The organism is Rhizobium sp. Leaf453, assembly GCF_001425605.1.
In the GTDB taxonomy this organism is placed as follows: Bacteria; Pseudomonadota; Alphaproteobacteria; order Rhizobiales; family Rhizobiaceae; genus Pararhizobium.
Map to the genome: position 1 here is coordinate 1 of NZ_LMRG01000008.1, position 24,876 is coordinate 24,876.

At 60.0% G+C, this 24,876-nt stretch carries 21 protein-coding genes and 1 pseudogene; 3 read left to right on the forward strand and 19 right to left on the reverse strand.

The window, feature by feature from the left end:
* Nucleotides 1-635 precede the first annotated feature (635 nt).
* The 6 genes from ASG68_RS11090 to ASG68_RS11115 form a co-directional block, all read right to left on the reverse strand.
* Nucleotides 636-1,790, reverse strand: a complete 1,155-nt coding sequence (locus ASG68_RS11090) for a mandelate racemase/muconate lactonizing enzyme family protein (RefSeq protein ID WP_062578063.1) — start codon at nt 1,788-1,790, stop codon at nt 636-638.
* A gap of 13 nt (nt 1,791-1,803) precedes the next feature.
* Nucleotides 1,804-3,012 (reverse strand): D-mannonate dehydratase ManD, encoded by a 1,209-nt coding sequence (manD, locus tag ASG68_RS11095; RefSeq protein WP_062578065.1) that lies wholly within the window; start codon nt 3,010-3,012, stop codon nt 1,804-1,806.
* Between the two features lie 4 nt (nt 3,013-3,016).
* Nucleotides 3,017-4,726, reverse strand: a complete 1,710-nt coding sequence (locus ASG68_RS11100) for an ABC transporter ATP-binding protein (RefSeq protein ID WP_062578067.1) — start codon at nt 4,724-4,726, stop codon at nt 3,017-3,019.
* A gap of 14 nt (nt 4,727-4,740) precedes the next feature.
* Nucleotides 4,741-5,892, reverse strand: coding sequence for an ABC transporter permease subunit (locus ASG68_RS11105; RefSeq protein WP_062578069.1), 1,152 nt, complete (start codon nt 5,890-5,892; stop codon nt 4,741-4,743).
* Nucleotides 5,889-6,875 (reverse strand): ABC transporter permease, encoded by a 987-nt coding sequence (locus tag ASG68_RS11110; protein WP_062578071.1) that lies wholly within the window; start codon nt 6,873-6,875, stop codon nt 5,889-5,891. The genes ASG68_RS11105 and ASG68_RS11110 overlap by 4 nt, the downstream gene beginning before the upstream one ends.
* Nucleotides 6,876-6,954: 79 nt before the next feature.
* Nucleotides 6,955-8,892: an ABC transporter substrate-binding protein gene (locus ASG68_RS11115; protein WP_062578072.1), complete on the reverse strand. Its 1,938-nt coding sequence runs from the start codon at nt 8,890-8,892 to the stop codon at nt 6,955-6,957.
* A 194-nt stretch (nt 8,893-9,086) separates the two neighbouring features.
* Here ASG68_RS11115 and ASG68_RS11120 point away from each other — a divergent pair, with 194 nt between their 5' ends.
* Nucleotides 9,087-9,770, forward strand: coding sequence for a GntR family transcriptional regulator (locus ASG68_RS11120; RefSeq protein WP_244484200.1), 684 nt, complete (start codon nt 9,087-9,089; stop codon nt 9,768-9,770).
* A 107-nt stretch (nt 9,771-9,877) separates the two neighbouring features.
* On the opposite strand, the gene ASG68_RS11125 is transcribed toward ASG68_RS11120, so the two are convergent.
* From ASG68_RS11125 to ASG68_RS11145, 5 genes are read right to left on the reverse strand one after another with little or no spacing between them, the layout of a single operon-like run.
* Nucleotides 9,878-10,945, reverse strand: a complete 1,068-nt coding sequence (locus tag ASG68_RS11125; RefSeq protein WP_062578076.1) for an ABC transporter ATP-binding protein — start codon at nt 10,943-10,945, stop codon at nt 9,878-9,880.
* Between the two features lie 9 nt (nt 10,946-10,954).
* Nucleotides 10,955-12,463, reverse strand: coding sequence for a DUF4038 domain-containing protein (locus tag ASG68_RS11130; RefSeq protein WP_244484202.1), 1,509 nt, complete (start codon nt 12,461-12,463; stop codon nt 10,955-10,957).
* Between the two features lie 2 nt (nt 12,464-12,465).
* Entirely contained in the window at nt 12,466-13,332 is an 867-nt protein-coding gene (locus tag ASG68_RS11135; RefSeq protein ID WP_062578079.1) for a carbohydrate ABC transporter permease, read from the reverse strand.
* A complete protein-coding gene (locus ASG68_RS11140; RefSeq protein ID WP_062609723.1) occupies nt 13,329-14,228 on the reverse strand; it encodes a carbohydrate ABC transporter permease in 900 nt (299 codons plus the stop codon). The genes ASG68_RS11135 and ASG68_RS11140 overlap by 4 nt, the downstream gene beginning before the upstream one ends.
* 59 nt (nt 14,229-14,287) lie before the next feature.
* Entirely contained in the window at nt 14,288-15,535 is a 1,248-nt protein-coding gene (locus ASG68_RS11145; protein WP_062578083.1) for an ABC transporter substrate-binding protein, read from the reverse strand.
* A gap of 236 nt (nt 15,536-15,771) precedes the next feature.
* Between ASG68_RS11145 and ASG68_RS11150 the strand changes: the two genes are divergently transcribed.
* Nucleotides 15,772-16,956 (forward strand): ROK family protein, encoded by a 1,185-nt coding sequence (locus ASG68_RS11150; RefSeq protein ID WP_062578085.1) that lies wholly within the window; start codon nt 15,772-15,774, stop codon nt 16,954-16,956.
* A gap of 41 nt (nt 16,957-16,997) precedes the next feature.
* Nucleotides 16,998-17,147 (forward strand): annotated as a pseudogene (locus ASG68_RS30545) (IS3 family transposase); the annotation flags it as partial.
* A 127-nt stretch (nt 17,148-17,274) separates the two neighbouring features.
* Here the strand turns inward: ASG68_RS30545 and ASG68_RS11155 are convergent.
* The 8 genes from ASG68_RS11155 to ASG68_RS11190 form a co-directional block, all read right to left on the reverse strand.
* Nucleotides 17,275-18,351, reverse strand: a complete 1,077-nt coding sequence (locus ASG68_RS11155; RefSeq protein WP_062578088.1) for an ABC transporter ATP-binding protein — start codon at nt 18,349-18,351, stop codon at nt 17,275-17,277.
* Nucleotides 18,348-19,148 carry an ABC transporter permease gene (locus tag ASG68_RS11160; RefSeq protein ID WP_062578089.1) on the reverse strand — a complete coding sequence of 267 codons (801 nt, stop codon included), beginning with the start codon at nt 19,146-19,148 and terminating at the stop codon, nt 18,348-18,350. The genes ASG68_RS11155 and ASG68_RS11160 overlap by 4 nt, the downstream gene beginning before the upstream one ends.
* 2 nt (nt 19,149-19,150) lie before the next feature.
* Nucleotides 19,151-20,002, reverse strand: a complete 852-nt coding sequence (locus ASG68_RS11165) for an ABC transporter permease (RefSeq protein WP_062578091.1) — start codon at nt 20,000-20,002, stop codon at nt 19,151-19,153.
* 69 nt (nt 20,003-20,071) lie between these two features.
* Nucleotides 20,072-21,082, reverse strand: a complete 1,011-nt coding sequence (locus tag ASG68_RS11170; RefSeq protein WP_062578093.1) for an ABC transporter substrate-binding protein — start codon at nt 21,080-21,082, stop codon at nt 20,072-20,074.
* Between the two features lie 29 nt (nt 21,083-21,111).
* Entirely contained in the window at nt 21,112-21,441 is a 330-nt protein-coding gene (locus ASG68_RS11175; protein WP_062578095.1) for an NIPSNAP family protein, read from the reverse strand.
* 5 nt (nt 21,442-21,446) lie between these two features.
* A complete protein-coding gene (locus tag ASG68_RS11180) occupies nt 21,447-22,910 on the reverse strand; it encodes an aldehyde dehydrogenase (protein ID WP_062578097.1) in 1,464 nt (487 codons plus the stop codon).
* Nucleotides 22,911-22,917: 7 nt separating this feature from the next.
* Nucleotides 22,918-23,955 (reverse strand): LLM class flavin-dependent oxidoreductase, encoded by a 1,038-nt coding sequence (locus ASG68_RS11185; RefSeq protein ID WP_062578099.1) that lies wholly within the window; start codon nt 23,953-23,955, stop codon nt 22,918-22,920.
* Nucleotides 23,956-23,958: 3 nt separating this feature from the next.
* Nucleotides 23,959-24,876 carry a flavin reductase family protein gene (locus ASG68_RS11190; RefSeq protein ID WP_062578101.1) on the reverse strand — a complete coding sequence of 306 codons (918 nt, stop codon included), beginning with the start codon at nt 24,874-24,876 and terminating at the stop codon, nt 23,959-23,961.

The following is a 24,876-nucleotide window of genomic DNA, read 5'->3' on the forward strand; positions in this document are numbered from 1 at the left end:
CAGAGGTCTTTCGCAAGAAACTGCTCGCCCAGATGCGGTATGCCGGTTAGCTTGATCAAGCCCGCAAGTCGCGCTTCAGCATGAACTCACACCGCAAAGTTAGAATGTCCTGTTTCTGCAAAGTTGGAATGTCACACTCCCCGGGTCTGAATGATCTCTCGGAGTTCAGCCTATTTGACGAGATTTTCGGGGTTGCCCAGCGAATCCTGACTGTTCCGCAAGCACTTCGACGAAGCATTGAAGACATTATGGAGCGAAGGGGCCGAGAAGAAGCGTTGCGACTCCAAACGGATGGAAAACTAGCGCAGGACATCGCCAGGCCAGAAGGGTCAATGCATTGAAGCAGGGCTCCCGAGCGTTCGCCATAATGCGTGGCTTGGCCGTGCGCTTCAACGGCATCTTGCGCAGCAGGAGCCCGACGCGCTGGGTGAATGGATCGATGATGCCATCGACACCGAGCTCCCGGCAATTTGATCGGTCGTCAGGACAGTGAATAAGGTATCGTCTGCGTCCTACTCGAAAAAAGCGACAATTGGCGCCTGATCCGGACGGCCCATTGCATGACGCGACCTGATTGAACCGAGCCGCGTCATTGATTTGAACGACACCGTTCGGATCATCACAACGTCCGCATTCTACCAGTTGGTGACGGAGCCATCCCGTCGTCTTAAATGTGGCGCCTCCCAGAATTCGAAACTCTGGCGAGCGATCAGTTCCTCGTTGACCTCGATCCCCAGCCCGGGTGCATCCGACACGCAGTAACACGCGCGTTCCAGAGTTGGCTGGACAGGGAAGAAATCGGAATTGTCGAAGCCGAGATGGGTTTCGGCGGGACTGTTGCGGGTTTCGAGCCAGGAGAAATTCGGCACGGCCGCGGAGAAATGGATGGTGGCGGCAGTGCAGATGGGGCCAAGCGGATTGTGCGGCATCATGTCGACATAGTGCGTCTCGCTCCAGCCGGCGACCTTCATCGATTCTGTCAGGCCGCCGACATTGCAGACATCGAGCCGGTTGAACTGATGGATATCGCGCTCGATGTAAGGCTGGAACTGCCATTTGGAGGCGAATTCCTCACCGATCGCGAAGGGCACGTCGGTCAGACGGCGCAACGCCTCGTAGGATGAAGGCGATTCGTCGCGGATCGGCTCCTCCAGAAAATCCAGCGTGCCGGACGGCATCTTCTGGCAGAAGCTGGCGGCTTCCGCGACCGAGAGGCGATGGTGATAATCGATGCCGAGAACGATGTCCTCGCCCAGTTCCTCGCGCGCCTTGACGCACCATTTCGCCGTCGTGCCGATATGTTCGCGCGGCTCGTAGACCGGCCGGTCCTCATGGCCCGATGGCGAGAGCCGCATTGCCGTCCAGCCATGCTCGACCAGCATCTTTGCCTGCTCGATCATTTCCGGCCCGGGGGCCGCGAAGGTCGTCGCGAAGGTGGGGATGCGGTCGCGCTGCTTGCCGCCCAGGAGGTCGTAGACGGGAACGCCGAGCGCCTTGCCCTTGATGTCGTGCAGCGCGATATCGATTGCGGAGATCGCCGCCTGCAGGACGCGCCCACCCTCGAAATACTGGCTGCGATACATTTCCTGCCACAGCGCGCCGATCCGGAAAGGATCGCGGCCGCGCAGGAATTCCGCATAGTGTTCGAGCGCCCCGACCACCGCCTTTTCGCGGCCCGACAGACCGCTCTCGCCCCAGCCGAAGATGCCGTCGTCCGTTTCGATCTTGACGAGAAGCTGGTTGCGGATGCCGACCTTGACGGCATAGCTCTTGATGGCTGTAATCTTCATGGTCGTTCCCCTGTCACCAGTGCCACAGGGTGCCGTCTTCAAGACGGTTCACCGGCAGGTAGGCGCGCTGGTATGGATATTTTTCCGCAAGCTTTTCATCGATATCGACGCCATGGCCGATCGCCTCGCCCGGATGCAGGTAACCGTCGTTCAGGCTCCAGGCACCGGGAAACACGTCGAGGATTTCCGGCAGATAGCCGGAATATTCCTGGATCCCGAAGTTCGGTACCCAGAGATCGAGATGTAGATTGGCACCCAGGCAGATCGGCGACATGTCCATCGCTCCGTGGCAGGCGGTGCGGACATTGTAGACGCTGGCAAAATCCATGATGCGGCGCAGTGCCGTGATTCCGCCCGCATGCACCGTCGTCGTGCGGATATAGTCGATCAGCTGTTCCTCGATGAGAAGGCGCGCGTCCCAGATCGTGTTGAACACCTCGCCGACGGCAAGCGGCGTCGTGGTATGCTTGCGGATGAGGCGAAACCCTTCCTGGTGCTCGGCCGCGACCGTATCCTCCAGCCAGAACAGGCGGGCGAATTCCAGATCCTTGCCGAGACGCGCGGCCTCGATGGGCGTCAGGCGATGATGGGTGTCGTGCAGAAGCTCGATATCCCAGCCGTGCGCCTCGCGCACCGCTTCAAACAGTTTCGGCACATGGCGGAGATATTTCGAGGTCGACCAGACTTCCTCATGCGGGAAGGCATCGTCGGCTGCGTTGTTGGTCACCGACTTCTTGCCGGTGCCGTAGACATCCGGCAGGCCGGGAATGCCGACCTGCGTCCGGATGGCCTTGTAACCCTGCTCCATGCGTTTTCCGACGGCATCGACCGCCTCGGCGATATCGCGGCCCTGCGCATGGGTATAGCACAGCACCTTCTCGCGGCTGGCGCCGCCGAGCAGCTGATAGAGCGGCATGTTGGCGGTCTTCGCCTTGATATCCCAGAGCGCCGTATCGATGCCGGCGATCGCCGCCATGGTCACCGGGCCGCGGCGCCAGTAGGCGCCCTTGTAGAAATATTGCCAGATGTCCTCGATCCGCGAAGGGTCGCGGCCGATGAGCAACGGCGCCAGATGGTCCTCGAGATAGGCGACGACTGCCTTTTCACGTCCGTTCAGCGTCGCGTCGCCGACACCCGTAAGCCTCTCGTCGGTGACGATCTTCACGGTGACGAAATTGCGTCCGGGCGAGCATACTATGATTTTGACATCGGTAATTTTCATCGGTCTATCCGTTGGCTGGAACAGGGCGCGCGGCGGCCGCCGCGTCGTAGCGGAAGCGGTTGTGGATGCGGCGGTCGCGCGGGTCGGGATTGGGAATGGCGGAGAGAAGGGCGCGGGTATAGTCGTGCGCCGGGTGGTTGACGACCTGATCGGTGTCGCCCGCCTCGACGATCTTGCCGCGATACATGACCGCGACACGGTCGCACATGTAGCGGATGACCGACATGTCGTGCGAGATGAAGACATAGGAAAGGCCCATCTCGTCCTGCAGCTTCATCATCAGGTCGAGCATCTGCGAGCGCAGCGACACGTCGAGCGCCGATGTCGCCTCGTCGGCAATGATCAGCCGCGGATTGACGGCGATGGCGCGGGCGATGCCGATGCGCTGGCGCTGGCCGCCGGAAAAGGCATGCGGATACCGTTCCCGCCAGGCCGGTTCGAGACCGACCTGCTGCATCAGTTCCGCCACGCGGTCGTCCAGCGTCCTGCCCTTCATGCCGGCAAGCTTCAGCGGTTCTGCGATGATCTGCGCCACGGTCTTGCGCGGGCTGAGAGAGCCGACGGGGTCCTGGAAGATCATCCGCATCTCGCGGCGGATGTCCTTGAGCGCGCTGCTCCCGGCGGTGCGGACATCGACGGTGCTGCCGTCGGCGCGGCGAAAATCGATCGTGCCGCTCTCCGGCTCGTAGATGCGCAGCAGGCAGCGGCCCATCGTCGTCTTGCCGGAGCCGGATTCGCCGACGATCCCGAGCGTTTCGCCGGGGCGAACGATGAGCGAGACGTCATCGACCGCTTTCAGGCCGGAAGGAAACGTCATCGACAGGTTCTTCACATCGAGGAGCGGCGGCGTGTCCGCCGGAATGTCCGGCCGCGTCAGGCGGACTTCCGCCTTGCGTTCCAGCTTGACGACGGAACCGATCAGCCCCCGCGTATAATCGTCCTGCGGCGCATGGAAGATCTGCTCCACGGGGCCGCGTTCCATTACCTTGCCGCGATACATGACCAGCACTTCATCGGCGATTTCGGCAACGACGCCCATGTCGTGGGTGATGAACAGCACCGCCATGCCATGGCTCTTCTGCAGCCGCCGGATGAGATCGAGGATTTCGGCCTGCGTGGTCACGTCGAGCGCCGTCGTCGGCTCGTCGGCGATCAGCACCTGCGGATTGCAGGCCAGCGCCATGGCGATCATCACGCGCTGGCGCATGCCGCCGGAAAACTCGAACGTGTAGCGGTCGATCGCGGTTTCGGGCCGGGGAATTTCCACCTGCCGCAGCAGCTCGAGCACGCGCTCGCGCTGATCCTTTTTCGAAATGCCGAAATGGATGCGCAGGCCTTCGCCTATCTGCGCGCCGATCCGGTGGACCGGCGACAGCGAACTCATGGGTTCCTGGAAGATCATGGCGATCTCCTTGCCCCGGACGCCACGGATCTCCTTGCCGCGCGCATCGAGCTTCGCGAGATCCGTCGTCGAGCCGTCGGCGCGGGTGAGCAGGATCGAACCGCCTTCGATCCGGCCGGGCTTGTCCACGATCTGCAGGATCGAGCGGGCCGTCACGGACTTGCCGGAGCCGGATTCCCCGACGACGCAGAGCGTCTTGCCACGCTTCAGGTCGAAGGACACGCCGTCCACCGCCTTGAAAAGCCCGGTGCGCGTCGGAAAGTAGGTCCGCAGATCGTCGACCTTGAGGATGGTTTCGTTTTCGATCGTCATGGATTTTTCCGGGGTCATGTCAACGCCTCGTAAGGGTCTGCGGCATCGCGAAGGCCGTCGCCGAGGAAGTTGAGGGACAGTACCGAGATGACGATGGCTGCCGCCGGCGTGAACAGGAGCCACGGTGCCTGGCTGACAGCGCGGATGTTCTGCGCCTCCTGCAACAGCACGCCCCAGGAAATGATCGGCGGCTGCAGCCCGATGCCGAGAAAGGACAGAGCGGTCTCGGCAAGGATCATCGACGGGATCGCCAGCGTCAGCGTCGCGATGATATGGCTCATGAAGGACGGGACGAGATGGTTGAAGATGATGCCGATCTCGCTCATGCCGTCGAGCCGGGCGGCGGTCACGAAATCCTCGTTGCGCATCGACAGGAACTTGCCGCGCACTTCGCGGGCAAGGCTGGTCCAGCCGATCAGCGAAACGATGAGAGTGATAACGAAATAGGTGCGCAACGGCGGCCAGCCGACGGGAATGGCGGCCGCCAGCCCCATCCAGAGCGGAATGGTCGGGATGGAGCGCAGAAGCTCGATGAACCGCTGGATGACGACATCCGTCCAGCCGCCGAAGAAGCCGGATATGCCGCCGATGGTCACGCCGAGGATGAGGCTGAGGAATACACCGACAAGGCCGATCGACAGCGAAATCTGCGCGCCGTGCACGACGCGGGAGAAGATGTCGCGACCGAGCCTGTCGGCGCCGAACAGGTAGAGACTGTCGCCGACCTTCGGATCGGTCAGGCCGAAAAGCTTGGTCTGCATCGGGATGAAGCCGAGCAGGTTGTAGGGGTTCGAGGGCACGAAGAAGCCGACAGAAACCGGCTTTTGCGGATCCGGCGCGAATTCGCGGCGCATGGACTCGGTGTTCAGCGTCATCTTCAGCTGGCTCACATGCGGGCGGAACGATCCGTCCAGCATCAGGGAAATGCCCTGCGGCGGCGCATAGGTGAAGCGGGCATTGGTGGCGTTGGGATCGAACGGCGCGATGAAATCGGCGAAGATCGCAATCAGGTACATGCAGCTGATGACGACCAGGCTGACGAGCGCGATCCTGTGCTTCTTGAATTTCAGCCAGAAAAGCTTCCACTGGCCGGCGACGGCGATGTCCCTGGCACGCAGGTCGAGCGACGGCCCGGTTTCGGGCGGGAGATGGGTGATATCTGTCATTGGAGCCTGATCCGCGGGTCTGTGAGAGCAAGCAGGATGTCCGAGATCAGCGTGCCGATGATGGTCAGCACGGAGATCAAAAGGATGAGCGAGCCAGCGAGATACATGTCCTGTGCCAGAAGCGCGCGCAGCAGCAGCGGGCCGGTGGTCGGCAGGCTCATGACGACGGAGACGATGATCTCGCCGGAAATGACGGCGGGCAGGATCCAGCCGAGCGTCGAGATCAGCGGATTGAGCGCAAGGCGCACGGGATAGCGGATCAGAAGCTCGAACTCGGACATCCCCTTGGCGCGGGCCGTGGTGACGTAGGGCTTGGACAGTTCGTCCAGCAGATTGGCGCGCATGATGCGCACCAGCGCCGCAAGCGAGCCAAGCCCGATAACGATCACCGGCAGCCAGACATGGCCGGCGAAATCGACGAGGCGCCCGAAGCTCCAGGATGCATCGACATATTCCGCCGAGAACAGGCCGCCGACGCTCTGGCCGAACCAGGCCGACATCAAGTACATGGCCGAAAGCGCCATCAGGAAATCAGGCACGGCGAGAAAGAAGAAGGCAAGGAAGGTCGCCGAATAATCCGAGATCGAATACTGGCGCACCGCCGACAGGATGCCGATCGGGATGGCGACGGCCCAGACGAAGCAGAGCGTCAGCAGCGACAGGAGCAGCGAGAAGCCGAGCCGGCCCCAGATCAGCTCCGTTACCGGCTTGCCGAGTTCGAAGGAGATGCCGAAATCGCCATGCATCAGAATGCCCGCGATCCACTTGTAATACTGGATGTAGACGGGCTGATCGAGGCCGTAGCGTTCGCGCATGGCCGCGACCGTGCCTTCCTCGACGGCGCCGCCCTGGCTGGCCCAGTCGGCCAGCAGCGTCGTGAGGTAATCGCCCGGCGGCAGCTGGATGATGATGAAGGCGATGATGGAGACGGCAAACAGTGTCGGTATGGCGAACACCAGCCGCTTGGCAAGAAAACGAAGCATGAGACCTGACCGTTCGACGGGATCGAAAGGGGCGGCCGGCGGGGGATGAAACGCACCCCCACCGGCACCGGGAGGAGCCTTAGTTGGCCTTGTCGAAATACCACTGAGTCAGCGTCGGAGCCGGATGCCAGAGGTTGCCGGTGATCGGGATGCCGTCCACCACGTTCTTCAGATCCTTCGACACCATCAGGTATTTCGGCATGGGGCGCGAAATGCCGATATTGAGGAAGTTGTCGGCGGAGAGATTAAGGAAGGCCTTCATCTTCTCGCGACGATCGTCATCCGTGACGGCCGCATTGACCTTGTCGTAGGACGCCATCAGCGCCTTGATCTCGGCCGGTGGCTCTTCGCCCGTCGCGGGGTTCGAATACCATTCGCTCCACTTCATGGCGAAGAAGATGTCGGCCTTCTGGAAGGGCATGTAGCAGCGCGGGTCGGTATAGACTTCCGACAGGCCGCCGACGCAGTTCCAGATATAGGCGTCCTGCTCGTTGGCAGCCCACATCGTGTTCAGGCGCGCACGGTCTGTGGTGCGGATCTGGATATCGATGCCGACATCCTTGGCATAGGTCTGCACCATCTGCATGACGTCCGGATAGGACAGGCCGAAGACATCGGCAACCATGAAGTTGATGGTAAAGCGCTTGCCGCTGTCGTCGAGACGGAAACCCTCGCCATCCTTGTTCGGCATGATCTTGTCGAGCATCTCGTTCGAGATTTTCGGGTCGAACTCGGTGTACTGCGTCGCTTCCCGCTCGTTGAACAGTTCATGTTCCGGCTGGGTGGCAACCTGCGCCGGGGCGCCCTGGCCGACATAGACGAGATCGATGATCTCCTGCCGGTTGATGGCGTGGCTGAGCGCGATGCGGAAATCCTTGTTCTGGAAGATCTTCCGCTTGGTCTCGTCCGTGGAGTTCAGGTTGAGGAGAATGACGGCGTCGTTGGCCGGCAGGTCCTTCACATCGACGAAGCGGTAGTTGCCGGTTTCCTGACCGTCGAACAGCACAGACTTGAAGGTGGAATTGTTGATGTGGCGGAAGGCGAAATCGAATTCGCCGGAGGTCATCTTCAGCGCCATCAACTGCGGATCGTCGAGCTTGGCCCAGGTCACCCCGTCGATATAGGGCAGCTGGTTGCCGGCCGTATCGACCTTCCAGTAATAGGGGTTGCGCGTTGCGACGACCCGTTCGCTGTCGGCATAGGGAACCGTCAGGATCCACGGATTGAGCGTCGGCAGCTCCAGGTTCTGCCAGAATTGCGGCTGGAACGTCAGCGAGATCTTGGAGTTGAACAGCGCCACCCAGTCGCCGGCTGCCGGATTGGCCTTCAGCAGATCGGGAATACCGGCCTTGTTGTACTTCTCGTGGAACTGCTGGAGATAATGCTTGGGATAGATGACCGGCAGATGTCCCTGCCCATAGGCGAGCTGCTGCAGGAAGAGGCCGTAGGGCGATTCGAACTTGAACTCGACCGTGACGTCGTCGATCTTCGTCACCTTCACCGGCTTGCCGGCGACGACGAAGGTCGGGTTCTTGGCCGGAGACAGCGCGTCGTTCATGAACACGTCTTCGTACCAGAACATGATGTCATCGACGGTGAAAGGCTGGCCGTCGCTCCACTTCAGACCCTTGCGCAGCGTGAATGTGTAGGTCGTGGCGTCGTCGGACACCTTGAAATTTTCAGCCAGCGACGGAACGATGTTCTTCCACTGCGGGTCCCAGCGCACGAGCAGTTCGTTGGCGATGGTGCGGGTCAGATTGTACTGGTCGCCATTGGCGAGAATGGTCGTGCGCAACGTGCCGCCGTACTTGCCGACGCCATCCACCATCGTCTCGACGAAAGGATGCTCCGGAAGGCGCTCGTTGACGGCCGGCAGCGCGCCGCTCTTGACCTTTTCCTCGAGCATCGGCGCCTGTTTGTAATCCTGCGCCCAGCCCGGACTGGCGAGCCCCATGAGGGTGACGCCCAATAGCCCCGTCGATACGACGAGACCACGCAGCTTCTGCTGGTAACCCATGTCTTTCCTCCTGATCACCGGCCTCGACCGGTCTCCTCCATCACATCAGCCCGGCATCCTCCCGGCTTCGTGCTGCACGAAAACTTTCAGATCGTACATTATTTGTCAACATCGATGTATGAAAATTCAATTTTCACACTTGGCAAAGGGTGGAAAAATGCATTAAAAGCTGTATTATGAGCACGATAACCAACATGCGTCATACCCCCCTTGCCGATGGCGACGAACAGGGTGGAGACACCGGATCATCGATCTATGAACGTCTGCGCGATGAGATCATCAGCGGGCGGGTCAAGGCGAACGAGCGCCTGAAGGTATCCGAACTTGCTAGCCGAATGGGGACATCCACGAACCCTATTCGCGAGGCGCTGCAACAGTTGCGAGGCGAAGGCTTCGTGCTCATGACGCAAAATCGCGGCGCCCGCGTGCGCCCCATCGATGAGGACTTTGTCCGCGACATCTGCGAGATCGAGGTCTTGATCGAGCCCGCCTTGACACGCTGGTTCGTCGGCATCGCGACCACCGGTGACATTGACGACCTGGAGCGTGTGCAGGCGGAAATCGAGGCGCTGAACTACGCGGACGAGGAAAAACACTCCGATCTCGACCTGCAGTTCCACCGGCTGATGTATGACCGTCATTACAATCGACATGCGGTCGATCTCTGGATACGTCATCGCCAGATTCTAGGCGCGATCGGTCGTGGCTTCCCCACATCACTGAGCCGTCAGACCAGTGTGATCGAGGAACACCGGCAATTGATTGCCTGCGTCAAGGCGCAGGACGCTGAAGGTGCATCGCGCGTAATCGCCCAGCATGTCGAAGGTTCCGGCCGGAGCATCATCGAGCGCTTGCGGCTAAGAAAACGGCGGGGTTGACGCAGCAATTCAATGGCGCGCCTCAATCTGAATTCTTTGCCAGCAAGAACTGGTTGGCCGCTCGTCAGCTTGTAGTACCACCGGTCTCTTTCGAGCGCGGTTGGGAATTAAAAGTTTGGCTCTGTCGGGATTCTTCTGCCGCTCGCTTTTTCAAAGACATGCGAGCGTGTCGAGGCAAGGCCGACCATCAGGATCTCCCCGGGCCGAACGCTCAGCCGCTCCTTCGAGACGATCGTGATCTCGATGCCGGCCAGAAGCCCGGTGATATGGGTTTCGGCACCAGTCGGTTCGACGACCTGAACCTCGACCGGGACGGCGCCTTCACCGCCGATGACGATATCGTCGGGGCGGATGCCGTAGGAGATTTCGGTCCCTACCGGCGCATCCGGATTACCCGGCAGCAGCGTGAGACCCGCAACGGAAATGCCAGTTTCCGTTACCTTTGCCGGCAGGATGTTCATCGCCGGGCTTCCCATGAAGGTCGCCACGAAGAGATTGTTGGGGTGGTCGTAAAGTTCCAGCGGCGAACCGATCTGCTCGACCCGGCCGCCGTTCATGACGACAATCTTGTCAGCCATGGTCATGGCTTCGATCTGGTCATGCGTGACATAAACGATCGTTGATTTCAGTCTTTGATGCAGTGCCTTGATCTCGGCCCGCATCTTCACCCGCAGCTTGGCATCCAGGTTCGACAAGGGTTCGTCGAAAAGGAATACCTTGGGGTGGCGCACGATGGCGCGGCCCATGGCAACACGCTGGCGCTGACCGCCGGAGAGTTGCGCCGGCTTGCGGTCAAGCAATTGCGTCAGCGACAGAATTTCGGCGGCCTTGTCTACTTCCGCCTTGATCTCGGCCTTGGGCCGACCCGCCAATTCCAGCGCAAAGCCCATGTTCTGGGCCACCGTCATTTGCGGATAGAGCGCATAGTTCTGGAAGACCATGGCAATGTCGCGGTCCTTGGGCTCCAGTTCGTTGACTCTCCGGCCGTCGATGGAAATTTCTCCGGACGTAACGCTCTCCAGACCCGCGATCATCCGAAGAAGGGTGGATTTTCCACAGCCGGACGGCCCAACCAGGATGACGAATTCGCCATCCTTGATCGGAACATCCACACCATGCATGACCGCCACGGCGCCATAGGACTTCTTCAGATTGGAGATTTCGACGGTTGCCATGGGATTACCTCAGTCGAGTTTGCGGATGCGGAGCGCAAGGTTCGGACGGCTCGGCAGTTCGATGCCGAACGCCGCCTCCGCCCTGCCGCCGCGAACGATGCTGCCATGACGCTGCGGGTGGGGAATATGGGCGGTGATCCGCTTTGCCGGCGTCACCGTCATGTTCCAGGTGTCGATCAGGTCGATCTCGTAGTTGCCGTCTTCGGTCGGAAGGCCGGTCGTCCACTGGTTCGGCTGGTGTTCGCCGAAATAGATGAAATCCACCTTGCCGCCGAGGTCGCGCGCACCGGAAATGCGGCTCCAAGGCCATTGGTCGCTCATGCCCATCGGTTCCAGCCCTTCGAGCTGGTCTTCCTGAAGGAGCTTGAGCAGGAACTTGATGCGCTTCCAGCTTTCGCCATGCAGCGTACCGCCCTTGGCCCACCAGATCAGATCATTCGGATCGGCATAGGTTTCTCCGTGGCCGGCATAGCCGCCGCGCAGAACGGTCGTCCAGAAACGATGGACGAGTTCCTGTGCCGTGATGTTGCCCCAGCTCGGCCAGATGTTGCCCTCATATTCCGGCTCGTCGTTGACGACAGGCTTGCCATAGGCGATGCGCCATTCCGGCGTGCGCTTCACATCCCAGTTCTGGATGCAGACATGGGTGATCCATGGCTTGCGGTGATCGAAATTCATCGTCTGCTCGCCATTGTGGATCGAGCGCAGATGCTGGGCCGGGTCGTTTTCTTCCAGGATATGGCAGAAGCGATCCCAGGTCTGGACCGGGATGGTGTCGAGCAGGAAATCGTATTCGTTGGCGAGCGCCCACCAGATGTTGCGGAAGGCGGAAAGGCGGGCTGCCGCATATTCCACGTAACGAAGGTTCTGCTCTTCCGTCATGGTGGCATAACCCCAGCGATCATAGGGGTGGAAGAGGATCAGGTCGGCTTCGATGCCGAGTTCGCCGAGACGGGTGATCTGTTTTTCGAGATGCGCGAAAGCGTCCGGGTTCGGGCGATCGAAATCGATGCCGCCATTCTCCTTTTCCAGGAAGATCGGTTGCAGCGGTTCATTGGTGTTGAAGGGATAATCCTTCGGGAAGACGCCCATGCGGATCTTGTTGAAACCGCTCATTTCGAGGCTTGCCAGCGTGCGCTCCTGCATCTCCAGCGGCTGGTGGGTCCAGGCGTAGCAGGTGGTGCCGAACGGATAGTAAGGCGTGCCGTCGTCATAGGCGAAATGGAACTTGTTGCGCACGCGCACCGCGCCATGCACGCCTTCGCGTGCGGCCGTGACCGTCAGCGAACCGGACTTGCCACCAAGCTCGGCAACCGAAGACGTTGTCGTGAAGCTCCATTCGCCAACCGTGTCGGGCATGAAGCGGATGACGTAATCCTCGCCGCCATCATGAAAACCCGTGACGCGGACCTTGCGGTTGCCTTGGCTGAAATGCGCATGAAGCGTCACGTCGAGATAGGGATTGCCGCCGGCCGGGCCTTTGAAGCGGGCTTCGAAAATATCGTACAGATGGGTCATGATCATTCCTTGACCGCCCCGGACGTCAGACCGGAGACGAAATAACGTTGGAACATGAGATAGACGAGGGCTGCGGGCAGCACCGTCATGATGATGGCCGCGTTGAGCTGGCCGTAATCGCTCTGGAACTGGCTCTGGAAATTCATGAGCCCCAGCGGAAGCGTCCACATGCGCGGATCCTGCAGGATCACCAGCGCCATGGCGAATTCATTCCAGGTCGCCACGAAATCCAGTATCAGCAGCGCGGAGAGAACCGGCAGCGAAACGGGCAGGAAAATCCGCCGGAAGATCGTGAAATGCGAGGCGCCATCAATGCGCGCGGCCTCCGACAGTTCCTTCGGCACGGCGGAGAAGAAGCCGTAGAGAATGAAGACCTGATAGGGAATGCCGAAGGCGAGATAGGGCAGGATGATGCCCGGATAGGTGTTGATCAGGCCGAAAGCATTCACCTGCCGGAAGATCGGCGCGAGCATGACCTGGAAAGGCAGCATGGTGCCGAAAACGAAGAGCGCGAACAGCGGCTTGTTGATCCGCATTGGGACCTTGGCGAGCGCATAGGCGGCCATGGCCGAGATGAACAGGCCGAGCGGCACCTTGATGACGGTGATGACAATCCCATTGAAGGCCGTCGTCGAGAAATTGCCGCGGTTCCAAGCGGCCACGAAATTGCCGAAGGCAAGCTCACTCGGCGGGCTGAAAGCACTCGATCCCATCACTGTCGAGTTCGACTTCAGTGACGTGAAGACGATGAACACGAAGGGTGTGATCCAGATGATCGCCAGCAGAATGAAGGCAATCCAGAGGGCCACCAGCATGGGATCGACCTTGTTGGAGCCAACCGGACGGAATGCCTGGGAAAAGAATGTCATCGCCCCATGTCCTCCCGCTTGAACATCCAGCGCATGTAGGGGATCACCACGATCAGGGTGATCAGCAGCAACACGACGGAGACGGCAGCGCCGCGTCCGAAAACTCCGAGCTGCATGGATTGCGTATAGGCCCACATAGCGAGCATCTGGGTCGATTGCGCCGGCCCGCCACCGGTCATGCCGTAGACGATGTCGAAGGCCTTCAGGGAATTGATGAGCGACAGAACGAAGACGACGGTGATTGTCGGCACGAGCGCGGGCAGTGTCACATAGCGAAACACGCCCCAGCGCCCTGCCCCGTCGATGCGCGCCGCTTCAATCAGCGTCGTTGAGACGCTCTGGAGGCCGGCGAGAAACAGCACCATGGAAAAGCCGACCGACTGCCAGACATGGGCGACAAAGACCGACCACAGTGCGACAGTCTTGTCGCCCAGCCAGTCCATGATCAAGCCGGTCAGGCCCCAGCTGGTCAGCAGCCCGTTGAACAGGCCGAAGAACGGGTCGTACATCCACTTCCAGATGGTCGCGACGGCGATCGAGGCGATGATGACGGGCAGATAGAAAACGATCCGCAGCCCCGAGCGACCGGGTATATTCTGGTTCAGCGCCAGCGCCACACCGAAGGCAATCAGGTTCGGAATGATGACGGCCGCCGATGTCCAGATCAACGTATTCCAGAGCGCGCCCCAGAAGACCGGATCCTGGGTCAGGATCGCGCGATAATTGGCGATGCCGACGAATTTCGCCTGCGGGCTGAGCCCGTTCCAGGATGAGAAGGACATCCGGATGACATCGATCATCGGATAGACCGCAAACAGCAGGTACACGATCAGGGCAGGCCCGAGCAGGACATAACCCTGCAGGCTCGGCCGTAACGACGGGCGTGTTTTCGACATGGATTCACCGGGTCAGTGCGAGGCCCCGGAACTGGCTCACGGGGCCTCGCCTTGGGAGATCAGGTTCTGTTGGCGATGAAGCTCTGCATGGCCTTGCCGGCATCTTCCGGCTTGATATTGCCGGACGCCACTTCATTGATAACCCGGAAGTATTCCGTGGTGACGTCAAGCGGGAAGGCCTGGTCGCCATTCATGTAGATCTTGTCGTACTGGGCGAAGATATCCATCCACTTCTGGTCGAGCGGATCGATCTTGTCGTATTTGACGTTCGAGTTGATCGAGATCGAGCCAAAGGCGCCGAGATTGTCCTGCTGCACCTTGTCGGAGAGCATGTAATCAAGGAATTTCGCCGCCGCATCCGCCTTGTCGCTCTTCGATGAGACGTAGAGGTATTCGGCGAAACCGTAGAGGCGATCGGTTCCGGTCGGGACCGGGAAGAGGTCGAAATCGGCAAGACGGTTCTCGTTGCGCAACTGGCTGACCAGCCAATCGCCCTCGAGCATCATGGCGGCGCGACCGGCCAGGAACAGGTTGAAGCTCTGCGAATTGTCGATGCCCATGAAGGGTGAAAGGATGTAGTTCTGCGACCAGTCATTCAGTTCCTGGAAGCTCGCCGAAGCGCAGGCTTCCGTCGACCAGTCGACCTTCATTGCCATCAGCGCATCGTGCTTGTCGGCGCCGCATTTGGCTTCGAGGATGACGTCCATCAGGCGCATCAGGTGCCAGTTGACGGTGCCGCCGAAGGTCATGGCCGGAATACCCGCCTCCTTCAGCTTGGCGGCGTCCGCCTTCAACTCGTCATAGCTTGCCGGCGGCTGGGTGATGCCCGCCTTCTCGAACAGGGCCTTGTTGTAATAGATGCCTTCACCATGGAAGGTATAAGGCACGCCGTGACGGCCGCCTTCATAGATTTTCGAGAAGCCGCCGGCTGTTCCGACGAGGCGCTTGTCCCAACCATACTGGTCGTAATACTTGTCGAGCGGCTGCGACAGGCCGGCATTGACGAATTCGCCGCCGAGCCCAAGACCTGCCCACATGAAATAGATGTCCGGCCCCTGGCTCGACTGCGCGGCAACGCGTAGCGCCGCCTTGTGCTCGTCGACGGAGCGGTTTTCGAGGGAAATGGTGATGTCCGGGTTTGCGGCCTGGAATTCCTCAATGATTTTCTTCCATGCGACGTTGGCGGAATCGTTGTCGAACGACAGGGTCCAGACCTTCAACTCCTCGGCAGCAGCCGAAGTCATGCCAAGCCCCGCAGTAATCGCCAGCACGGATAGCGTAGCGGCAAGAGCATTTCTCATTCTCATAAAAGCCTCCCTTAGAGCGGTCCTCTCCGCCGGTCAGAAAATCGCGGAGACATCACACTTTGTCAATTACTTTTTTCGAAATAGAAATAAATGATTTCGTCATAAGCCATTTTTACGTACACTTAAGGCCAAAGCGGGCTTAATTGGTCATTTTGCAGCGCAACATTTTTCGAATGTGAATTATGTTGCGCTGCAGCCGCGAGTCTGAACTAGAATCGCACGACAGGGAGGCGTAAATGCAGGACATAAAAGAGCTTTTCAGGGACCAGGAAGCGCCTGCGGGCCGGATCGTCAGGGCGATCGCCGCCATCGGCGCGGCGACGGCGACTCAGCTGGTAAAATCGACGGGACTTGCCCGTTCGACCGTCTCGACACTTCTTTCAGAACTGAAAGATAGCGGTACCGTTCTCGACCTTGATACCAAGAGCAACGGCTTTGGCCGCCCCTCACAGCTTCTCTCCCTCAATCCCGCGACCGGGCGCTGTGCCGGCGTGCTGCTGGGCCTTGGCGAAATCCGCATCGTCATCTGCGATCTCGCCCATACCGTCCTATCGGATGTCTGGTTCGAGATGCGCCGCGACTATACGCCGGAAGAAGCTGCAGAGCAGATCAAGTCCAACCTGACACGCGAATGCGCGTCGCTTGGCCTTGCCATCCGCGATCTCCTGGGTGTCGGCCTCGCAATCTCTGCGCCATTAAGCTACGACGGGCGTGTGCTGAACGGAGACGTGTTGCCAACCTGGGGCGGCGTCGATCTGGCCGCGATCTTCTCCAAACATCTCGACTGTCCGCTCCACGCCGAAAACGAAAGCCATTGCGGCGCCTTAGCCGAAATGACCTGGGGTGCGGCGATCGGCGAAAAGGATTTCGTGCTCTACAAGTTCGACCTTGGCGTCGGTGGCGCGATCGTCCGCGACGGTGTCGTCCAGCGCGGCTTTAATGGCAGTGCGGCCGAATTCGGCCATATCGTCCTGGATCCCCATGGCAGTCTCTGCCGATGCGGTAATCGAGGTTGCCTGCAGACATTTGTCGGCGGTTATCACCTGATGCGGCATGCTGAAAGCTTCGGCGGCCAGCCGGTGACGATCGACCAGTTTGTTGAGCGGGCGAAGGAAGGACGCCTCGGATATCATCGGCTTGTAGAAGATGCAGCGGAAAAAGCTGGCTGGGGCATGGGAATCACAGCGACAATTCTAAATCCGCCGCTGTTCATCATCGTCGGCAAGCTGGCGACGATCGGCAAGGCTTTCACCGAGCCATTGGAAAAGAGCTTCGCACGCCACACCCTTCCCCCACCGGATCAAGTCGCCGACATGCCGAGACCACGCTTCGTCGTCGGAAAGTTTCTTGGCAACGATGATACGGTTCTCGGCGCGGTGGCGCTGGTGCTACATCAGCATGGGCGCGTGAACCATCAGTGAGGTAAAAAATGCGAGGTCGCTAAATTGATTGCCTCGCTGTTGAAAGGATACGCCGCAGGATCTACCGTTCACGCGATGAATCCCGCCAAGACGTGTTCGACTACATCGAAATGCTCTACAGCCCGAAACGCAAACACGTCAGGAACGGGAGGCTGTCGCCCGTCGAGTTCGAGAAGCAGCAGAAAATCTAACCCGAGGGTGTCTACGAAACCCGGGGCCATTCACGTTGCACAACCGTGTGGTCAGTAATGGTCTCTGGCTGTCGTGCAAGCAACGTCCGTACGATTGAGCCTTGGCTCCGGGGCTGATGATGGGCAATCAGGCGAAGGCGTGCGCGGAGGCGGTATCGAACGTCAGCCAGGCATCCTCGCCGCGTGCAAGATTCGAAATTGCCTCGTGACCGAACGGTAGGCGCACCGCGAGATCGACACCTGCAGGTGTCGCGGTGCTGACCTCGACATTGTTGCCGAGAAAAGTGATATCCCGCACCGTCACGGCAATACCTGACGGGACCGCGGCGCGTGATAGCGACAGCCGTTCCGGGCGCAACATCAGCGATGCCTTGCCGCTCGCCGTCGAAGTCCCGTGCAGCGGCACACCTTCGACAACAGATCCATCTCCGAGCGAGAGTTTTGCCTTTCCGGCATCGCTTGCGACAACGGTCGCATCCAGAAAGTTGCTGTCACCGATGAACCCGGCAACGAAACGGGTCGCGGGATTGGCATAAAGCTCCGGACCGGTACCGATCTGGTCGACTTCGCCCTGGCTGAAAACGGCAATACGATCGGAAAGACGAAGCGCTTCCTCCTGGTCGTGCGTGACATAGAGGATTGTGACGCCTGTTTCGCGATGAATCCGGCGGATTTCGAACTGGATTTCCTCGCGCAGCTTCTTGTCGAGCGCCGAAAGCGGTTCATCCATCAGGAGAACCGGCGGATTGTAGACGAGTGCGCGGGCCAGTGCCACACGCTGTTGCTGACCGCCGGACATCAGCGCGGGCATACGGTCCTCGAAACCTTCCAGCCGCACGAGCTTCAGGGCCGCCTTGACACGCTCGGCAATCTCGGCCTGCGGCCGACGGCGGATGCGCAGCGGGAAGGCAACGTTCTCGCCGACCGTCAGATGGGGGAAGAGCGTATACCGCTGAAACACCATGCCGATATTGCGCTTGTGCGACGGGGTCGACAGCAGGCTCCGGCCCTTAAGCAGAATGTCACCGCCCGACGGATCCTGGAAACCGGCGAGAACGTAGAGGGTCGTGGATTTGCCGGAGCCGGAAGGTCCCAGAAACGTCATGAACTCGCCCTCTGCGATATCCATGCTGACATTCTTGACGGCAGTGACCGGACCATAGGACTTACGGATCCCGCGAATGCTGAGGAAAGGTTCGGTCATGCTTTTCGTCCCTTGCGAAAGAGGGCTGCAACGATCATCAGAAGGATGGTGAAGGCGATGAGCAATGTGGACGCGGCAGCGATGACGGGCGTCAGATCCTGCCTGAGTGTCGTCCATATCTTGACGGGAAGGGTCTGCAGCGTCGGGCTTGCCATGAAGATCGCCAATACGACCTCATCCCAGGATGCCAGGAAAGAGAAGACTGCCGCCGCGAAAATACCGTGACTGACGGCGGGAACCGTGACCCGCAGGCGAGCCTCCCACGGACTTGCCCCACAGAGGATGGCAGCCTCTTCGATAGAGCGGTCAAATCCGTCCAGAGCGTTTCCAATCGAGATGATCGAGAAGGGCAGCGCGATCAGCAGATGGGCGATGACAAAGGCAATCGTCGTACCGGCAAGGCCAAGCTTGAGGAAGAGCGCGTAGAGCGCAACAGCAAGCACGACGACCGGCAAAATCATCGGTGTCAGGAACAGCGCACGCAGGAAATCACGGCCAACGAAGCTGCCGCGGTTGAGACCAAGTGCGGCAAGAAAGCCGATCACCACCGAGAGCACGGTGACGATCCCGGCGATCTTCAGGCTCGTCAACGCTGAAAAGAGCCAACGCGGATCGGCAAACAGGTCCTGATACCATTTGAACGTCCAGGATGGCGGAGGGAAGATCAGCCATTGCGATGAACCGAACGACAGGGCCGCGATAAAGACGATCGGCAGGATGAGAAAGATGCAGACCACCACAACGAGCACCGTGAGAAGCGGCTTGAGCCCGCCGAGCTTGTCGAAATCGAGGAGCATGACTACTTCCCCCTCGCCGGATTAAAATAGCGGAGTTGGATGGCGTAAAGCGTCAGCGTCACGACAAGCAGCACCAATGCTGCCGCGCCCCCCATCCCCCAATTGACCAGCGATTGGACAAACTGCGCGACGAGTTCTGCGAGCATCATGTTGGACGTGCCGCCGAGCAGCGCGGGCGTTACGAAATATCCAAGCGACATGACAAACACCATCAGGGCGCCCGCAACGATGCCCGGAAGCGAAAGTGGCAACAGGACGCGCAGAAAGCATTGCAACTTGCCGGCTCCACAGAGGGCGGCGGCTCTGAGAATTGCCGGATCGATCGATCGGATGACGCCCATGAGCGGCAGGATCACAAAGGGCAGCATGATGTAGGTCATGCCGATGGTCACGCCGACAAGGTTGTTAACAAGCGCCAGCGGCTTGTCGATCAATCCCAGTGCCATCAGCGTCTTGTTGATCACGCCGGTCCGCTGAAGCAGCACCATCCAGGCATATGTGCGTGCCAGCAGATTTGTCCACATCGATAGAATGATGATTGCCAGCACGATGCGTGACCACTTCTCGGGCATGATGGCCAGCAGCCAGGCGACAGGATAGCCGACGAAGATCGAAACGATGGTGACGACGCCCGCAACCAGGAAAGTGTTCAGGAACACGCGCAGATAGGTCGTGGAACCAAGCAAGGCTGCGTAGTTCTGCATGCCCGGCACCGGTTCAAGCACACTGCGCAAGAGCAGCATCGTCACCGGCACGATGAAAAAGAACACGATCAGCAACAATGCCGGCACAACATAGCCGAACTTGCGCTCACGCGTGATTTTGACGGTGTCCGTCGCTAGCGTAACAGGCATGATCGTTCATCCAGAAGGTCGGGAAGCGGGCCGGCAGAGGCCGACCCGCGAACGTCTTGGGAGACGGTTTCACTTTGCCTGCCATGCGTACCAGCGCGTTCCGATCTCATCGCGATGCGCGGCCCAATAGTTCATGTCGGCGTTCACCTGCGTATCCGCCTGCATGTCCGGAAGCGTGTTGCGCAAATCCGGCTCCATCAGCGAATTGGCGTCCAGGTTGATCGGCGCATAGCCGGTGGCGGTGGCAAACTGTGCCTGAGCCGAACCGCTCGTCGCGGCCGCGATGAATTTCATCGCTGCTTCCTTGTTCTTCGAGCCCTTCGGCACGACAAGCGAGTCCGCAGCGGTGATGTTGTTGGTCCACGATGTCTCGACGCTCACACCCGTTTCCTCGAGTGCCGTCAAGCGGCCGTTCCAGAACGAACCAAACGGCGCTTCGGCTGACGCCAGAAGCTGTTGAGATTGGGCGCCGCTGTCCCACCAGACAATATCGGCCTTGATTGTGTCGAGCTTCTTGAATGCCCGGTCCAGATCGAGGGGATAGAGCTTGTCGGCGGGAACGCCGTCGGCCAGCAACGCAGCTTCGACGACGCCCGGCGCCGACCATTTGTAGAAGGCACGCTTGCCGGGGAACTTCTGGGTATCGAACAGATCGCCCCAGGTCTTGGGGCAGGCCTCAACCGCATCCTTGTTGCAACCGATCAAGAAGGAATAATAGAAGCTGCCGACCGAGTAATCGGTGACGAAACGCGGATCGAGCTTGCTCTTGTCGATAACCGAAAAGTCGAGCTTTTCCAGAAGGCCCGCATTGCCGGCCTGAACCGCATAGTCACCTTCGACGTCGACGACATCCCAGGTCACATTGCCGGCTTCCACCATGGCCTTGATCTTGCCGTAATCGGTCGGCCCATCCTGCGTGACCGCGATTTTCGTTTCACCGGTAAAGGCGTCCGCCCAGTAGGTTTTCTGTGCGTCCTGTGTCGTCCCACCCCAACTGGTGAAGACCATGTCCTGTGCGGCGGCACTGTTCGATGCGCCGAGAGAAACCGAGAGGAGCAGCAAAGTAATTTTGTATTTCATGTTCCCTTTTCCTTTTTGTTTATGACTGTTCACGCTTGCTTCGTTCCGCCGATCGGCGAAAAGGCCGCCGGCGTCATGATCTTGTTGTCTGCAGTGACGATCAGGTCGCGGATCTTCGGCAGGAACGCCTGCCAGTCAGGGTCGGCGGCAAGGCGCGCGCGACGGGCCTGCCGGTCGTCCAGGCTCGCGAAACTCCAGATGTGAACGATCTCGTTGATCGGTCCGATTTCCGAGGAGAAGTAGCCGATGAGGTTGCCAAGATGCTTTTTCTGAATCTCGATACCGGTCTCGCCGACCACCTTGAGATATTCCGGAATGCCACCGTTCTTCAGTCTGTAGGTGCGGATCTCGACAAACATTGCGGTCACCGCATCACGAAGGGATCAGGGATCGGATCGTCCGATGTCCTGAGCCAAACGGTTTTCGTTTTGGTGTAGTCGAGTGCCGCCGCAAGTCCGCCTTCACGGCCTTGCCCGGAATGCCGGTATCCACCGAACGGCGCGATCGGAGAAACGGCGCGGTATGTGTTCACCCAGACGATGCCGGCACGAATGCGCTTGATCATGCGGTGGGCACGCGCAAGGTTGTTCGTGAAGACACCGGAGGCCAGCCCATAGGGCGTTGCGTTTGCAAGCTGTACCGCTTCTTCTTCTGTCGAAAATGAAAGAACGGAGAGCACCGGCCCGAACAGTTCGGTTTCGGCAGCCGCGGCGGAAACCCCGTCGCAGTCGAGAATTGTGGGCGTGTAGTAGAAGCCATCGCCCTCGCCTGCCCGGCCGCCGGTCACGAGCTTCGCACCTGCCGCAAGCGACGCCGCAACAACAGCCTCGATATGATCCCGTTGCCGCTTCGTGCAGAGCGGCCCGACTTCCGTTGCCATGTCGAGCGGCGAGCCGATGCGGATTGCTTCCGCCTTTGCTTTCAGAATGGTAAGGAACCGGTCTTTCACCGATGCCTCCACCAGCAGGCGCGAACCTGCGACACAGCTTTGTCCTGTCGCGGCGAAAATCCCGGCGACCTGCGCATTCGCCGCGCTCTCCAGATCGCAATCGGCAAAGACGATGAAGGGCGACTTGCCGCCGAGTTCAAGCGAGGTCGTCGCAAGGTTTTCCGCCGAATTGCGCACCACGGCCGCCGCTGTCGCCGGGCCGCCGGTGAACGCGATATGATCGACACCCGGGTGACGGGTCAGCGCGCTGCCGCAGGTCGGGCCGAAGCCCGTGAGAATGTTGACGACGCCGGCAGGAAAGCCTGCCTCATGCACCAACCGCGCGAATTCGAGCAGCGGCGCCGGGCCATCTTCCGACGCCTTGACGACCAACGTACAGCCGGCAGCCAGGGCCGGACCGATCTTCACCGCCGACAGGAAAAGCTGACTGTTCCACGGCACGATAGCGGCCACGACGCCGATCGGTTCGCGGCGTGTCCAAACATCCATGTCGGCCTTGTCGATGGGGAGCGTCGCGCCTTCGATCTTGTCCGCCAGTCCGGCATAATAACGATAGTAATCCGCGACATAAGCGATCTGCGCGGAGGTCTCTCGGATGATCTTTCCGGTATCGCGGGTCTCGAGTTCGGCGAGTTTGCGGGCATTGGACTGCACGAGATCGGCGAGGCGGTAGAGCAACTTGCCCCGTGCCGTTGCGGTCATGGCCGGCCATTCACCGCTCCAGAGAGCGTGCTGCGCAGCCTTCACCGCGCGATCGACATCGCCTTCGCGCGCTTCAGGCATAACCGCCCAGACAGCGCCGGTTGCTGGGTCGATCGAGTCGAACCGTGCCGCCCCGTCTTCAAATGTGCCGTCGATATATTGCTGGAAGTTCTGCATGGTCGCCTCACCGGAATGCCGGCATGACATCGGCAATGAAGCGTTCGAGCGATGCCTTCTTTCGCTCGAAGCTCATGCCGGTGTCGATCCAGAATGAATATTCGTCATAGCCGAGGTCCTCGTAGACCTTCAGCCGCCTGATCACCTCGTCCGCCGTGCCGATCGGCATGTTCTCGCTCATCTTCTGGGGTGTCAGATTGGGATTGGCAGCGAGATCTTCCTCGCTCAGACGTTCGATGAGGCCCTGGTCGATCGGCCGCTCATTCTTGAACCAGGCGAAGAAGTAGTTGTAGTAGGCGCTGACTTCCTTCGCTGCCCGCGCGATATCGGCCTCGTCGGACCCGACATAGGTATGGAGAAGCAGCATGATTTTCGGCCGTGAAACTCCGGTCGCCTTCTCGCAGGCCGCATTGAACCGTTCCATGAGGCTTGCAATCTCGGCCTCGCCATTGGCAAGCGGTGTGCACTGAACGTTGCAGCCATTGGCAACGGCGAATTCGTGACTGTTCGGATCGCGCGCCGCCACCCAGATCGGCGGATGCGGTTGCTGCACCGGCTTGGGCGCCGACGTCGTCTTCGGGAATTTCCAGAATTCGCCGTCATGGGTGTAGTCGCCCGCCCACAGACCCTTCACGGCTGGGATCAACTCGCGCATCCGCAAGCCAGCACCCCAAGGATCGAGACCCGGCAACAGGCGCTCATACTCGAAGCTGTATGCGCCGCGTGCGATACCGATATCGAGACGCCCGCCGGCGATGATGTCGGTCATCGCGGCCTCGCCGGCAAGTTTGATTGGATGCCAGAATGGCGCGATCACCGTGCCCGTGCCGAGCCGGACATTTGTCGTGCGGCGCGCAAGGTCAGCAATGTTGACGAACGGGTTCGGCGCGATGGTGAAATCCATGCCGTGGTGCTCGCCTGTCCAGATCGCATGCATGCCGCCCTTGTCGGCGATTTCGCACAATGCGATGAATTCCTCATAGAGTTCCTGGTGGTTCTGGCTGGCATCCAGCCGTTCCATATGGACGAACAGGGAGAACTTCATGACTTACCCCTTTGCGGCCACGGCGTGCACGCGGCCCTTTTCCTGATTTCCGAAATAAACACCGAAATTGCCCAGAGTGCTTTCCGCGCCGTAGCGCGTGACGATGTCGCGCACCGCACTGTCCGAAATCTCTGCCAAGGGCGGCGCCTGGATGGGGAAGAAGCGCCCTTGCTTCGGGATACCCTCCCCCAGTTCGCCGCGATAAACGACATGCTGCCGGGACGTCTTGGTATCCTCGTATACGGAATAGAGGAGCCCCGTCGTGAGCGTCAGCCCCACTGTCTCCGCGATATGGCCGACGAGGACTTCCATCCCATCGCCCTCGGCCTTTTCGACAAAGGGCAGCGTCCAGCCGCCCTTGCCATCCTCGACCAGCAGGATTTCGCCGTTGCGCACCGCGACCGCCCCAAGAAGCAGGCTTTCGGCGGACGCGAGCAAACTCCTTTCGGCCAAGGCAGGCGTAAAGTAGCCGCCGCGGGCATAACCAAGTCCCGTCTTGCCGCTATTGTCGAAGCTTTCGACCCGCCCAATCAGGATGACATGATCGCCCGCATCGATGACTTCGTGGGTGGCGCAGTCGAACCAGGCAGCAACATTGGCGAAAACGGGCGAGCCATACGGCCCGGGCCGCCAGTCAACCGCCGCGAAACGGTCCTCGACCGGTCGTGCAAACGTATTGGAAACATCCTTCTGGCTTTCAGACAGGATATTCACGCCAAACCCCTTCGCGCTGGTGAGCGTCGCATAGTTGCGCGAGGTCTTCGCCAGACAGACAAGCAGCAGCGGGGGATCCAGCGAAACGCTCGTGAAGCTGTTCGCGGTGAAGCCGATTGGAGCGCCCGTCCTGTCAACCGTTGTGACGACGGTGACACCCGTCAGGAACGCGCCGAAGGCATCTCGCAGGGCTCTGGCGTCTGACAT

Coding starts and splice junctions, on each gene's coding strand:
- ASG68_RS11090 (WP_062578063.1), bottom strand. CDS start 1,790: ATGAAGATTACAGCCATCAAGAGCTATGCCGTCAAGGTCGGCATCCGC.
- manD (WP_062578065.1), bottom strand. CDS start 3,012: ATGAAAATTACCGATGTCAAAATCATAGTATGCTCGCCCGGACGCAAT.
- ASG68_RS11100 (WP_062578067.1), bottom strand. CDS start 4,726: ATGACGATCGAAAACGAAACCATCCTCAAGGTCGACGATCTGCGGACC.
- ASG68_RS11105 (WP_062578069.1), bottom strand. CDS start 5,892: ATGACAGATATCACCCATCTCCCGCCCGAAACCGGGCCGTCGCTCGAC.
- ASG68_RS11110 (WP_062578071.1), bottom strand. CDS start 6,875: ATGCTTCGTTTTCTTGCCAAGCGGCTGGTGTTCGCCATACCGACACTG.
- ASG68_RS11115 (WP_062578072.1), bottom strand. CDS start 8,892: ATGGGTTACCAGCAGAAGCTGCGTGGTCTCGTCGTATCGACGGGGCTA.
- ASG68_RS11120 (WP_244484200.1), top strand. CDS start 9,087: ATGCGTCATACCCCCCTTGCCGATGGCGACGAACAGGGTGGAGACACC.
- ASG68_RS11125 (WP_062578076.1), bottom strand. CDS start 10,945: ATGGCAACCGTCGAAATCTCCAATCTGAAGAAGTCCTATGGCGCCGTG.
- ASG68_RS11130 (WP_244484202.1), bottom strand. CDS start 12,463: ATGACCCATCTGTACGATATTTTCGAAGCCCGCTTCAAAGGCCCGGCC.
- ASG68_RS11135 (WP_062578079.1), bottom strand. CDS start 13,332: ATGACATTCTTTTCCCAGGCATTCCGTCCGGTTGGCTCCAACAAGGTC.
- ASG68_RS11140 (WP_062609723.1), bottom strand. CDS start 14,228: ATGTCGAAAACACGCCCGTCGTTACGGCCGAGCCTGCAGGGTTATGTC.
- ASG68_RS11145 (WP_062578083.1), bottom strand. CDS start 15,535: ATGAGAATGAGAAATGCTCTTGCCGCTACGCTATCCGTGCTGGCGATT.
- ASG68_RS11150 (WP_062578085.1), top strand. CDS start 15,772: ATGCAGGACATAAAAGAGCTTTTCAGGGACCAGGAAGCGCCTGCGGGC.
- ASG68_RS11155 (WP_062578088.1), bottom strand. CDS start 18,351: ATGACCGAACCTTTCCTCAGCATTCGCGGGATCCGTAAGTCCTATGGT.
- ASG68_RS11160 (WP_062578089.1), bottom strand. CDS start 19,148: ATGCTCCTCGATTTCGACAAGCTCGGCGGGCTCAAGCCGCTTCTCACG.
- ASG68_RS11165 (WP_062578091.1), bottom strand. CDS start 20,002: ATGCCTGTTACGCTAGCGACGGACACCGTCAAAATCACGCGTGAGCGC.
- ASG68_RS11170 (WP_062578093.1), bottom strand. CDS start 21,082: ATGAAATACAAAATTACTTTGCTGCTCCTCTCGGTTTCTCTCGGCGCA.
- ASG68_RS11175 (WP_062578095.1), bottom strand. CDS start 21,441: ATGTTTGTCGAGATCCGCACCTACAGACTGAAGAACGGTGGCATTCCG.
- ASG68_RS11180 (WP_062578097.1), bottom strand. CDS start 22,910: ATGCAGAACTTCCAGCAATATATCGACGGCACATTTGAAGACGGGGCG.
- ASG68_RS11185 (WP_062578099.1), bottom strand. CDS start 23,955: ATGAAGTTCTCCCTGTTCGTCCATATGGAACGGCTGGATGCCAGCCAG.
- ASG68_RS11190 (WP_062578101.1), bottom strand. CDS start 24,876: ATGTCAGACGCCAGAGCCCTGCGAGATGCCTTCGGCGCGTTCCTGACG.